This is a genomic window from Flavobacterium nitratireducens (assembly GCF_029625335.1).
Taxonomy (GTDB): Bacteria; Bacteroidota; Bacteroidia; order Flavobacteriales; family Flavobacteriaceae; genus Flavobacterium; species Flavobacterium nitratireducens.
Genome location: NZ_CP121111.1, coordinates 2607742 through 2620740, shown reverse-complemented (window position 1 = coordinate 2620740; position 12999 = coordinate 2607742). Strand labels below are relative to the sequence as shown.

General features: G+C 34.0%; 8 protein-coding genes, 1 tRNA gene and 1 pseudogene. 4 read left to right on the top strand and 6 right to left on the bottom strand.

Annotated elements, in window-relative coordinates:
- Positions 1 to 112: 112 nt before the first annotated feature.
- From P5P90_RS12280 to P5P90_RS12255, 6 genes and pseudogenes are all read right to left on the bottom strand, one after another.
- On the bottom strand, positions 113 to 1360 hold the full coding sequence (locus P5P90_RS12280) for a site-specific integrase (protein WP_278034950.1): 1248 nt from the start codon (positions 1358 to 1360) through the stop codon (positions 113 to 115).
- Positions 1361 to 1611: 251 nt separating this feature from the next.
- Positions 1612 to 1696: transfer RNA gene (locus P5P90_RS12275), tRNA-Ser, on the bottom strand.
- Positions 1697 to 1861: 165 nt separating this feature from the next.
- Entirely contained in the window at positions 1862 to 3415 is a 1554-nt protein-coding gene (locus P5P90_RS12270) for a glycerol-3-phosphate dehydrogenase/oxidase (RefSeq protein WP_278034949.1), read from the bottom strand.
- Between the two features lie 115 nt (positions 3416 to 3530).
- Complete coding sequence (locus P5P90_RS12265; protein ID WP_278034948.1) at positions 3531 to 4817, bottom strand: UDP-N-acetylmuramoyl-tripeptide--D-alanyl-D-alanine ligase; 1287 nt, start codon at positions 4815 to 4817, stop codon at positions 3531 to 3533.
- 62 nt (positions 4818 to 4879) lie between these two features.
- Positions 4880 to 6544, bottom strand: coding sequence for a gliding motility lipoprotein GldJ (gene gldJ, locus P5P90_RS12260; protein WP_278034947.1), 1665 nt, complete (start codon positions 6542 to 6544; stop codon positions 4880 to 4882).
- A 227-nt stretch (positions 6545 to 6771) separates the two neighbouring features.
- Positions 6772 to 7601 (bottom strand): annotated as a pseudogene (locus P5P90_RS12255) (IS982 family transposase).
- 303 nt (positions 7602 to 7904) lie between these two features.
- Here P5P90_RS12255 and porV point away from each other — a divergent pair.
- From porV to P5P90_RS12235, 4 genes are all read left to right on the top strand, one after another.
- A complete protein-coding gene (porV, locus tag P5P90_RS12250) occupies positions 7905 to 9074 on the top strand; it encodes a type IX secretion system outer membrane channel protein PorV (protein WP_278034945.1) in 1170 nt (389 codons plus the stop codon).
- A gap of 75 nt (positions 9075 to 9149) precedes the next feature.
- Entirely contained in the window at positions 9150 to 9632 is a 483-nt protein-coding gene (cdd, locus tag P5P90_RS12245; protein WP_278034944.1) for a cytidine deaminase, read from the top strand.
- Positions 9633 to 9775: 143 nt separating this feature from the next.
- A complete protein-coding gene (pdhA, locus tag P5P90_RS12240; protein WP_278034943.1) occupies positions 9776 to 10774 on the top strand; it encodes a pyruvate dehydrogenase (acetyl-transferring) E1 component subunit alpha in 999 nt (332 codons plus the stop codon).
- Positions 10775 to 10781: 7 nt separating this feature from the next.
- Positions 10782 to 12419, top strand: coding sequence for a pyruvate dehydrogenase complex dihydrolipoamide acetyltransferase (locus tag P5P90_RS12235; protein ID WP_278034942.1), 1638 nt, complete (start codon positions 10782 to 10784; stop codon positions 12417 to 12419).
- The last annotated feature ends 580 nt before the right edge of the window (positions 12420 to 12999 follow it).

The following is a 12999-nucleotide window of genomic DNA, read 5'->3' as shown; positions in this document are numbered from 1 at the left end:
CATAGGGCTTCATAAAACGACAAAATGGTTAAGTTTAGAGTATCAAATTAAACCATTTTGTATTAAATTTTTATCTTGTTTTATGTTAAAAAGTTATCAACATCGAACCAAATCAGACAGCACCTAGCTTTTTATTATTTTCTGCTTTAGATGCAAATTTTGATTTTAAAATCATCATGTCTTCGCTGATTTTTTTATCTAAAATTTTAGCATAATGTTGGGTTGTTTTTAGATTGGTATGACCAAGCATTTTGCTTACTGTTTCTAAAGGTACACCATTTGATAAAGTTACTGTTGTTGCAAAAGTATGTCGTGCAATATGAAATGTTAAGTCTTTGTTGATTTCACAAACATCTACAATTTCTTTTAGGTATGCATTCATTTTTTGATTGGATAATATAGGAAGTAGACGATTTTCATTTTTGCAAACAGGATGTTCAACATATTTATTAATGATTTCTTGTGCTACTGGTAATAATGGAATTTTAGAGGTTGTCTCTGTTTTTTGTCGGTTTTTGAAAATCCATTTATCGCCATCAATCCCCAATGAAATATTATCCAAGGTTAATTGCTTTACATCGATATAAGCTAGTCCGGTAAAGCAGCTAAAAATGAAAATATCGCGAACAAGTTCTAATCGTTCTGAAACAAATCGTTTGTTTAATATTGTTTCAATTTCTTTTTCAGTTAGGAATTCACGAGTTACTTCTTTTACTTTTGATTTGTAGTTTGCAAAAGGATCTTTATTTAGCCATCCATTGGCCAAACATTGGTTAATGATTTTGTGAAAGTTCTTGATGTACTTTACAGCTGTGTTATTAGCACACTTTCTGACACTACGCAAATAGAATTCGTATTCCATAATAAATGAATGGTCTATCTTTTCAATATTGATATCCGAAATGTTATACTTCCAGAAGAGAAAGTCTTTTGTATGCTTTAAAGAAGTTTGATACCGTTCTAATGTTCCTGGAGCATATTCTTGTCCAACTAGTTCTTTAATTTTACGGTTGTGTTCTTCGAAGATTGGAACAAGCATTCGCTCGCGTTCTTTTTTGCCTTGTATCTCGTTCTTGAAGTTTTCATATGTTATTGGTATTTGTTTCATGAACAATTTTTTCTCAATTTCATAAACTTTAGCTCGTAACATTTCAAGATGACTATTTACCGTTCTAGTCTCTTCTGAGTTACCTTTCATTTTCGACATTTCTGTGGACCATCTTTCAGGATTTATGTATTTACCTGTGCTGCTTTCTAATCTTTTCCCTTCAATAGTTATTCTTTGGAAAATTGGTGCTAAGCCTAGGGTATTGGCTTTGGCTCTTTTTAAGTAAAAAAGAATAGTGATTGTTGTGTTCATGGTGGTGACCTTTTTAATTAGTAATTAATTTAAAATTATTACCAACACAAAACAAGATGTCTGTTATTTGAACCCTTTGTTTTTAAAGGGTTACAAGAGATAGGGGTACCTATTTTAAACAAGTATTCTAGTACCCCGAATTGTACACCTTTAAAATGAGAAACTATGAATATTTTGAATATGGGTAAAATGGAAAAACCCTCTAAATCATACGATTTAAAGGGTTTTGATTAGGTTTTTTAGAAACCCAGCGGAGAAAGAGGGATTCGAACCCCCGGACCTGTTACAGTCAACAGTTTTCAAGACTGCCGCATTCGACCGCTCTGCCATTTCTCCAATAAGGCACAATCGTTTTGCGATTGCGAGTGCAAATATAGAATGTTTTTCCCGATAAAAAAACATTTTAGAGAAACTAAAAAGAAAAAAAATTAACTAAAAAAACAAAAAGCCGAACACCAAAACACAAACAACTGAATGTAAAATATTTACAGATTTGAAATATTAAACCAATAAATAATTTTTAGCTATATTTTTAAAAAACAATAGCTGTTCTTCTTCCCAAATTGCATCTTTTCCTAATTCAAAAGCTAAAATTCGAGCTACCATTGGTGCAGCTTCTATCGCTGCCCTGGCATCTAAAAACAATAAACGTACTCTCCTTGCCAATACATCTTCTACAGTCATAGCCATTTCTTTTCGAACAGCCCAAACCACCTCAGCTTTCGTATAGGGATACTTAGGATGGATTTTTTCTGATATCGAAATATCATCAGCTATCATATTTTCAATCGCAATTGCATCAGCACCGTAGATGGCTAAATGAGAAATAGATTTTGCATTAGCGTAACCATGAATCTTTAGATGACGCGTTTTTGAACGAATAAAATCCAAACCCGAAAGCGGTATCGCTTTATTTATCGATTGTTCAGCCATAGTTCTATAAGTAGTCCACTTTCCTCCTATAATAGTCAACAAACCAGATGGAAACACCTTAAGCAAATGCTCTCTAGACAAAATAGCAGTGTTTTTTACAGAAGCTGTTTTCACCAATGGCCTCAAACCTACAAATACACTATCTACATCACTTTTTTGAATTGTCTTAAGCGCATATTTATTAAAATGATTAATGATGAAATTTATTTCTTCTTCAAATGCTTTTGGCTCCAATGCGACATTTTTTACTGGTGTATCAGTCGTACCCAATAATAATTTATTATGCCAAGGAATTAAGAATAAAACCCTGCCATCTGAGGTTTTCGGAATTAACATTGCAGATGAACTATGAAAAAAGGAACTATCTACAACTAAATGTATGCCTTGAGATGGAGCTACAATAGGTTCTAAATTCTCTTCTGATTTTTGCAAAACAGCATCCGAAAAAACTCCAGTTGCATTAATTACCACCTTAGATTTAACTAAAAAATCCGCATTAGTCAATTCATCTTGAAGATGGACTCCAATAATTTTTCCATTTTCTTTTATAAATTTTGAAACGCCGCAATAATTCAATACTAAAGCACCTTGTTCCGATGCTGTTTGAGCTAAATTAATTGCCAACCTACTATCATCAAATTGACCATCATAATATAGAATACCGCCTTTTAATTGAGTCGCATCTAAATCAGGCAGATGTTCTAAGGTTTCTTCTTTTGAAAGTAATTTGGTTTTACCCAAACTAAATTTTGCTGATAAAAAATCATACATCCACAAACCAAAACCATAATAGAATTTATCCCAATAATTATACACTGGAACCACAAATCCTAAAGCATGACAAACATGTGGCGCATTACGCAACATTCGACCACGTTCCAATAAGGCTTCTCGAACAAGATGAATATTTCCCTGAGCCAAATACCTTACCCCTCCATGAACCAACTTGGTTGATCGACTTGAAGTCCCTTTTGCAAAATCATATTTCTCTACAAGCAATGTTTTATAACCTCGGCTAGCCGCATCCACAGCACAACCTAAACCTGTTGCCCCTCCCCCAATTATAACAAAATCAAATTCAGAAGTAGTACGAAGCTGATTAAACTTTTCTGTTCTATCCATCAAAATAAAAAAACTTTAGACTTGTAGTTGTTTCATCAACTCAAATCTAAAGTTAACTTTTTATATTAGAAAACAGTTATAATTCTATTTCAAAATTAAACTCGGTTTCCTTAAATTATTTGATAAAATCCAAAGTACGTTCCAAAGCCATTCCTCTAGAACCTTTGATTAAAATAGTATTATTTGCAAAAGCAACTGAAGTTAAAGCTGCAGAAAACAATTCGAATGTTTCATAAAAATGAAAATTAGCTTTTTCCCTAGCGCATTCATTAAAAGCTTTACCCACAAAATAACATTTCACTCTATCTTCATTTTTCAAAGAATCGACTAAAGCTTCATGTTCTTTTTGGCTCTCTTCTCCAAGTTCAAACATATCACCTAAAACCATGATTTTATTAGGCTTTTCAAGCTGTAAAAAATTAGTAATAGCCACCACCATACTACTAGGATTAGCATTATAAGCATCTAATATAATTTCATTAGACCCTTTTTGCAGAATCTGCGATCGATTATTTGCAGGCACATAACTTTCCAATGCTTCTTTAATCGCTACAGCATCTATTTCGAAAAACCTTCCAATAGTTAGAGCTGCATTAATATTATTAGCGTTATACAAACCAATCAAATGCGTTTTTATATCCAAACCATCAAAACTAATTTCAACAAAAGGGTTAGCTCTAATTCCAGCTATTTGTACATCTGCTTCCTCCTTATTTACACCAAAAGAATAATGATTTAAAACTTTTGATTTTTCAACCTGAATAGCATCATCAAGATTAATAAAAGCCAATTTATCATTTTTTGAAATATAATGATACATCTCGCTTTTTCCTTTTATAACGCCTTGAACACCACCAAAACCCTCTAAATGCGCCTTACCAAAATTAGTTATATACCCATAATCTGGCTGAGCAATTTCGCAAAGAAATTCAATTTCTTTTTGATGATTAGCACCCATTTCAACAATACCCATTTCAGTATTTTCATCAAAAGACAATAAAGTCAAAGGCACACCAATATGATTATTTAAATTACCAACAGTTGCCTTAGTCTTGAATTTTTTAGATAAAACAACATTAATCAATTCTTTTGTTGTTGTCTTACCATTACTCCCTGTTAATGCAACAATAGGAACTTTTAAATAATTTCTATGAAACTTAGCTAATTCTTGTAGCGCAAGCAAACTATCTTCAACTAAAACTGTTCGCTCATCAATATAATAATTTTGATTGTCAATTAGCACAGAAGAAGCACCTTTTTCTAGGGCCTCTTTAGCAAAAGTATTAGCATCAAAACGCTCGCCTTTAATAGCAACAAACATTGATCCTTTTTCAATTTTACGAGTATCTATAGACACTCCTGAAGATTTTAAAAATAAATTATGAATGTAATTGATATCCATATTAAACTGATTAAAAAACAAAAGCCCTAATCAAAGGGCTTTTAGTTATTATGTTTTAGAAATTAATTTCTTGGTGATTTTCTTTTATCTGATTTAGATCCTACTCTTGACATCGCGCATCTAAATCCTATATAATCAGTTGCCATGTCTTGAGGAAAATACCTTCTTTGAGCTGGATCTAACCAATAGGCTCTATCTCTCCAAGAACCACCTTTGTACACTCTAATTTTATCATTGATTAAAGTAGTTCTCTTACTTGATTTATCGTAACTTCTTACCATATTCCCTAAACTATCTGTTGTTACATTATGTTTAGGCGAGTTATACATTGTAGCAATCTCTTTTTCTTTAGCATTATCAGCTTCAGACGAACCAAAGTTATAATATCTTGAAGATTGCTTATCTCCATCTCTATAACTGATATTATTACTCTTATCGAAATTTTGCCTTAAGTAAGTTTCCTTTTCATCAACTGCCACCTGTGCAATTTGACCTGGAAAACTTCTAGCTATAACTTTACCGTTACTTAAGGTATCATATTTCATATTTTCTTTAGTCACCACTTCAATTTTTCCATCAGCACCAATTTTATTTTTATAATAAACGTTACCTCTAAAATAATTGAAATCATTCATTTCGTTATCTACAATAGGACGGTAAACATCAGCAACCCATTCAGCAACGTTACCTGCCATATCGTATAATCCAAAATCATTAGGCGCATAAGATTTCACTGCGTTTGTAATATCAGCACCATCATCAGACCAACCTGCAATTCCACCATAATCTCCATTTCCTTGCTTAAAGTTTGCTAATTGATCCCCTTTACTTTGTCTTTTTCCAGAACGTGTATATTCACCTGACCAAGGATATTTCTTTTGACCTTTATAAATATTATACTCTCTTTGACCTACATCGGCAGCTGCTGCATATTCCCATTCAGCCTCTGTTGGAAGTCTATATTCTGGCATAATAATTCCTGAAGAACGTTGTGCGTACACATTTTTTTGACCTGAAGTACTTCCATCTTTACCTTTTACAGCTCTTCCTTTTGTTTTTTGCAATACAATTTCTGAACTACCACCACGAGCAGTTGATGGCGACATCAAATAAGCTTCGGTATTAAAAGCATTCTCAGCTGTAACATCTTCTGTTTTTGCATTCTTTTTCAAATAACCATTTTGTTCCAAAACAGCCTCATTAACACGATCTGTTCTCCATTTAGCAAAATCAACTGCTTGGATCCAATTAACACCTACTACAGGATATTCTGCATAAGCAGGATGCCTTAAGTAGTTATTTGTCATCGTTTCGTTATATCCTAATCGATTTCTCCAAACTAATGTATCTGGTACCGCACCATCATAAACCTCTTTGTATTCATCTGGTGGAAATACTAACTTTACCCAGTCCAAATATTCTAAATACATAAAATTAGTAACCTCCGTTTCATCCATATAAAAGGATTGAACATGTTGCTGAGTGGCAGTATTATTCCAATCATGCATTACATCGTCCTGTACTTTACCCATGGTAAATGTTCCTCCTTCAACAAAAACTAAACCTGGACCAGCTTCTTGTTTTTTAGCAACTGTTTTATTGTCCACATTCCAACCAGTAGCTCTAGAAGAACCTTTAGAACTAGATTTTTTACTACAACTAGCAAAACCTAAAGTTACTATCACTGACAACAGTAATCGAAAAACTATAATTTTATTTACTTTCATACTCTTTTCAAGGTGTCTTTAACGGCTGCAATATAATAATTAACGATTAACCAACAAGCACACTGTAAATTATTATATCAAAATTTTAAATTTAACGCAAATTTATACTTTTTATTATTCAAACGCATACTTAATACCTTTTTTTTAGAATTTTGGTTTTTTTAATAAAAATGCCTTTATACAATCCGATTATCTACAATTATTGTTTCATTAATTAATTCAAGTTGCTAGTTTATTGATTTATTTAATTGCAATCCGAATACAAACAAAGTTAGCTTTATTAAAAAACCCTCCAAAGTCACTGCATGTATAGTTCTTGGGAAAAGTTTTTTAATATCGCTAATTTTAGTTTCTACTCTTTTTCTCATTTTTAATTTTTCGTTTTTTTGTTCTAAAGTGTCTATCCTTTTAGAATTTGACTTTCTTTGGATCTTTAGTAAAATACATTTTCTCTCAAATGCGCTGTCTTCCAAGCCATAATCTAAGTAAGCACTATCTCCATAAATAGAGGCTTCTGCGGGTAATTTATCTATCATTTTTCCAAGTGCTTTTGCATCGGCTGTTTTCCCAGGGGTAAAGTGAAAAGCTATTGGAATACCGTCCTTTGTAGTAATCAGTTGTACTTTAATCCCATAAAAATAGTTCCGCATACTAGCGGTGTAACCTCTCCATTTTTTATCCTTAAGAATTTTACAATTATGGATTCTCATATTGTTACATACTGCAACAGGAAAGGAATCAATAATATATTGCATTTCACAGCAAATGCTTTTAAAATAAGAACTTACAATTTCAAATAGCTCATAAAGTAGCTTACCAACTTTATGAAGTCGTCGGTTAAATCGGCTTTCTTCCAGCATATTGGGAATAAAACCGTATTGTTTCATAAAACGAATCGCGGAGGCATGATTCCCATAAAAACTTGTTGATGATACTATTGCTGTCAATATGATTTCACTATCACTTACTTGTCGTCTTTTGTCTTCTTTGTGTTCAATTCCTTGTAATATATCATCGATTAAACAAAAATTGAGATAATTTTGTCTTTGCAAAGCATTGGTAAAGTTTTTATGTCGGCAAAACAAATTTACTTATCCTTTGCTTTGCTTTTTTATCTACTTTAAACTAGCAACTTGAATTAATTATTGAATTTTAAAAAAAACAACATCCATCAATATCTTTGAAACACCTATACAATATAAATCAGTTTTTGCAGTTATAGAGAAAACATTCACTAAGAAACAACCAAACTATCTAACCATCAAAACAATGCATACTTTAAAGAAAGAAGCATTCAAAATAAAAAGCTTGCCTCTTTTTAATAAAGTACTATATTTGTTTTAAAATTTTTTATTCGTCGATGAAAAAAACAATACTTTTAACCCTCTCTTTGTTATCTTTCTCACTAATTAAAGCGCAAGAACAAAGAACAATAACGACAGCTGTTCCATTTTTATCAGTAAGTGCCGATGCTCGATCAGCAGGTATGGCTGATATAGGTGTGGCGACTTCATCGGATGTGTTTTCACAACAATGGAACCCAGCAAAATATGCTTTCGCAATAGATAAACAAGGTTTTAGTGTGAGTTACACTCCATATTTAACGGGTCTTGCAAATGATATTTCTTTAGGGCAAGCTACTTACTATAATAAAATTTCAGACCGAAGTGCATTTGGCGCTAGTATTCGCTATTTTGGTTTTGGAGATATTGAATTAAGACAGTCAGCTGAACAGACTAACCCTCCAATAGTTGCCCCAAATGAATTTGCAATAGACGGATCTTATTCTCTTAAACTAAGCGAGAAATTCTCAATGGCAGTGGGAGCTAGATTCATCCGTTCAAATTTGAAAGTAGCTATTGATAATAATGATGCCACAGCAGCAAGTTCGTTCGCAATTGATGTAGCTGGTTTTTACCAATCGGAAGAAATCGCCTATAACAGTTTTAATGGAAGATGGAGAGCTGGTTTTAATTTTCAAAACTTAGGCCCAAAACTAAGTTATGATAATGATGAAATTAGCGCAAATTTTCTTCCAGCTAACTTAAAGTTCGGAACTGGATTTGATTTCATTCTTGACGACTACAACAAATTTGGATTAAACTTAGAACTAAATAAACTATTAGTTCCTACCCCTCAAAATCCAGATTTAAATGGAGATGGAACAATTACAAGTGAAGAAAGAAGTAAAAATCTAAATGATTACCGCTCTATAGGATGGGTTCCTGGAATTTTTAAATCATTTGGTGACGCACCTGATGGCTTCAAAGAAGAACTCAAAGAGGTAATTTATTCTTTAGGTGCTGAATACTCTTATCAAGATGCATTTGCAATGCGTTTAGGATACCACCACGAGAACGTTAGCAAAAGTGGTTTACGATATTTCTCTTTAGGAGCAGGCTTTAAATACACCTCTGTAAAAGTTGATGTATCGTATTTATTCTCTGCTTCAAAAATCCCAAATCCATTAGAAAACACTTTACGTTTTTCATTGACATTTAATTTTGGAGACAAATACGAACAATATTAATTTCAAATTACCAACAAAATATAAAATCCAAATTTCCTCTTTCCGAAATTTGGATTTTTTTTACCCTAAAACAAAATGGAAGAAATCATTATCACAAACAGATTCTTCACTTATGATACTATTGAAGAATTACCTAGTAACATCCAAAATCTTTTCAAAAAAGCTACATCAGCACAAAAAAATGCTTATGCGCCTTATTCGAAATTTAGAGTTGGAGCAGCTATCGAACTAGATAATGGAGAAATTATTTTGGGGACCAACCAAGAAAACGCCGCTTTTCCATCAGGACTTTGCGCCGAGAGAGTAGCATTATACCAAGCTGTTTCCAATTTTCCTGATGCAAAAATTGTATCCATCATCATTACGGCATCTCCAGAATCTACAGGATTATCTGTCCCAATAACACCTTGCGGTTCTTGCAGACAATCTATTGCTGAATACGAATCCAAACAAGACAGTCCAATTGCAATCTATTTTAAAGGAGAATCAGGTAAAATATACAAATCAGCATCTTCAAACAATCTACTCCCCTTAATATTTAACAAAAAACTGCTCTAACAAAACTAAAAATTAGCTTTATAATTTTAGTACTTAGTTGGAATGTTCTATTTTTGCATTTCGCAAATTCGACCTAAATTGAAGAATTTGCAAAAAATACTAATTTACAACACAATAAAAACTTTAGTAAAAGAACACTTGAGATGAAAGAAGTTACAAAAGAAGTATATTTAAAGTGGTATGAAGACATGCTACTTTGGAGAAAGTTTGAGGATAAACTAGCTGCGTTATACATCCAACAAAAAATTAGAGGATTTCTGCATTTATACAATGGTCAGGAAGCTGTACTTGCAGGAGCATTGCACGCAATGGATTTAACCAAAGACAAAATGATTACTGCTTACAGAAACCACGTTCAGCCAATTGGAATGGGAACTGACCCAAGAAGAGTTATGGCGGAATTACTAGGTAAAGCAACTGGAACTTCTAAGGGAATGGGTGGTTCAATGCACATCTTTTCAAAAGAGCACGGTTTTTATGGTGGTCACGGAATTGTGGGTGCACAAATTCCTGTAGGAGCTGGAATCGCTTTTGGAGATAAATACAACAATACAGGAGGTGTTACCTTAACTTATTTTGGTGATGGTGCTGCTCGTCAAGGTTCTTTACACGAAGCTTTCAACATGGCTATGTTATGGAAATTACCAGTAGTATTTATTGTTGAGAACAATGGATATGCAATGGGAACTTCTGTTGAAAGAACAGCTAACCATACTGATATCTGGAAATTAGGTTTAGGATACGAAATGCCTTGCGGACCAGTAGACGGAATGAACCCTGTAAAAGTTGCGGAAGCAATGACAGAAGCTATCGAAAGAGCGCGTCGTGGTGACGGACCAACTTTCTTAGAAATGAAAACATACCGTTATAGAGGTCACTCTATGTCGGATGCTCAATTGTATCGTACTAAAGAAGAAGTTGAAGAATACAAAAAGATAGATCCAATCACTCAGGTTTTGGATATTATCAAAGAAAAAAAATACGCTACAGATGCTGAAATCGAAGCTATCGATGAAAGAGTAAAAGATTTAGTTCAAGAATGTGTTGATTTTGCCGAATCATCTCCATATCCTGAATTAGAGCAATTATACGATGTAGTATACGCACAAGAAGATTATCCATTTACACCTCATAAACTATAATATCAATATGGCAACAATTATTACAATGCCTCGTTTGAGCGATACAATGACGGAAGGAACGGTAGCGACTTGGCTAAAAAAAGTAGGAGACAAAATAAGCGAAGGAGATATCCTTGCAGAAATTGAAACTGACAAAGCTACTATGGAATTTGAGTCTTTCAACGAAGGAACTCTTTTACACATTGGTATTCCTGAAGGAGAAACTGCTCCAGTTGACTCATTATTAGCAATCATAGGAAACGAAGGTGAAGAAATTTCAGCTTTATTAGCCGGAGGTGCTGCTCCAGCAGCTGCTGCTCCAGCTGTAGCTGAAAATAAAAAAGAAGAAGCAGCTGCTCCAGCTGCCACTAAAACAGCTGCTGCATTACCAGCTGGAGTAATCGTGGTTACAATGCCTCGTTTGAGCGACACCATGACTGAAGGAACTGTAGCTACCTGGTTGAAAAAAGTAGGTGACTCAGTTGCCGAAGGAGACATTCTTGCTGAAATCGAAACCGATAAAGCAACAATGGAATTTGAATCTTTCAACGAAGGAACATTATTATACATTGGAATCCAAGAAGGAAACACAGCTCCAGTTGATAGCCTTTTAGCTATTATCGGACCTGCTGGAACTGACATCAGCGGAATTGCTGACGGTTTCGTTGCTGGTGCTGCTCCACAAGCAGCTGCTCCTGCAGAAGAAACTAAAGCTGCTGCTCCAGCTGCTGCTGCAGAACCAGTTGTTCAGGAAGCTGCTGCTGACGGAAAAAGAATCCTTGCTTCTCCATTAGCTAAGAAAATTGCTTCTGACAAAGGAATCCAATTGAACCAAGTAAAAGGATCTGGAGAAAACGGACGTATTGTAAAAAGCGATATCGAAAACTTTACTCCTGCTGCTGCCGCTCCTCAGGCTGCTGCATCATCTGCTGCTCCTGCAAAAGCAGAAGCTGCTGCTCCAAAAGTATTTGTACCTGCCGGAGAAGTGTACACAGAAGAAATCAAAAATTCGCAAATGCGTAAAATCATTGCGAAACGTTTATCGGAATCTTTATTCACTGCACCTCACTACAACTTAGTTATCGAGGTAAGCATGGACGAAGCAATGAAATCAAGAGCTACTATCAATACCGTTCCTGATACAAAAGTATCTTTTAACGATATGGTAATCAAAGCTTGTGCATTAGCATTGAAAAAACACCCAAAAATCAACTCTACTTGGAAAGAAGATGCTATCATCATCAATCACCACGTAAACATTGGAGTTGCTGTAGCTGTTGAAGACGGATTAGTGGTACCTGTATTACGATTCACTGACGCTATGAGTTTATCTCAAATTGGTGCTAGTGTAAGAGACTTAGCAGGTAGAGCTAAAAACAAAAAATTAGGACCACAGGAAATGGAAGGAAGCACATTTACAGTTTCTAACCTTGGAATGTTTGGAATCACTGAATTCAACTCTATCATCAACCAACCTAACTCAGCTATCCTTTCTGTAGGAGCTATCGTTGAGAAACCAGTGGTTAAAAACGGACAAATTGTTGTAGGTAACACCATGATGTTATCTCTAGCTTGCGACCACCGTACTATCGATGGAGCAACTGGAGCTCAGTTCTTACAAACATTAAAACAATACATTGAAAGCCCAGTAACAATGCTTGCATAATTACTGATTCAATATATAAAATAAAAACCCGTCTTGTGTAAAACTTGACGGGTTTTTTATTTGGTTTTATTTGGGCATGCCCTCACTTCCGCTATGGCTGCAGTGCGGTCGGGCTGTCCGCTATATTCCCGAATATGAAAAACTACGGTTAAAAAACCTTGATTTTCTATTTCGGGAGATGCCGCTTCCATCCCTTATGCGAAACAACGCACTTTTAATAATTTACCAATTTTGTTTAAATCTAATTCTCATTTATTTACTCAATAACAAAGATTTAAATTCTTCATAAAAATTAAAACATAAAAAAGCTATAACAAGAATTGTTATAATACCGACAATAAAAGCAAATGAATAATTATCAATACATTCTTTTAAAGAACCTTTAAATCCTTTAAAAATCCAAATAACAAAACCTCCAATAATTCTAATATCACCTGTACCGCCCAACATAATACCGTTAATTATAAATCATAAAGATAACTAATAAAAAAATAATTAATCCGAATATAATAACTCCGATCATATGATTCAATTCGGAATTCTCATCTCTCTTTTTTACACTAACTTTTGGCGACCATAA

Coding starts and splice junctions, on each gene's coding strand:
- porV (WP_278034945.1), top strand. CDS start 7,905: ATGAAAAAAACAATACTTTTAACCCTCTCTTTGTTATCTTTCTCACTA.
- gldJ (WP_278034947.1), bottom strand. CDS start 6,544: ATGAAAGTAAATAAAATTATAGTTTTTCGATTACTGTTGTCAGTGATA.
- cdd (WP_278034944.1), top strand. CDS start 9,150: ATGGAAGAAATCATTATCACAAACAGATTCTTCACTTATGATACTATT.
- pdhA (WP_278034943.1), top strand. CDS start 9,776: ATGAAAGAAGTTACAAAAGAAGTATATTTAAAGTGGTATGAAGACATG.
- P5P90_RS12280 (WP_278034950.1), bottom strand. CDS start 1,360: ATGAACACAACAATCACTATTCTTTTTTACTTAAAAAGAGCCAAAGCC.
- P5P90_RS12270 (WP_278034949.1), bottom strand. CDS start 3,415: ATGGATAGAACAGAAAAGTTTAATCAGCTTCGTACTACTTCTGAATTT.
- P5P90_RS12265 (WP_278034948.1), bottom strand. CDS start 4,817: ATGGATATCAATTACATTCATAATTTATTTTTAAAATCTTCAGGAGTG.
- P5P90_RS12235 (WP_278034942.1), top strand. CDS start 10,782: ATGGCAACAATTATTACAATGCCTCGTTTGAGCGATACAATGACGGAA.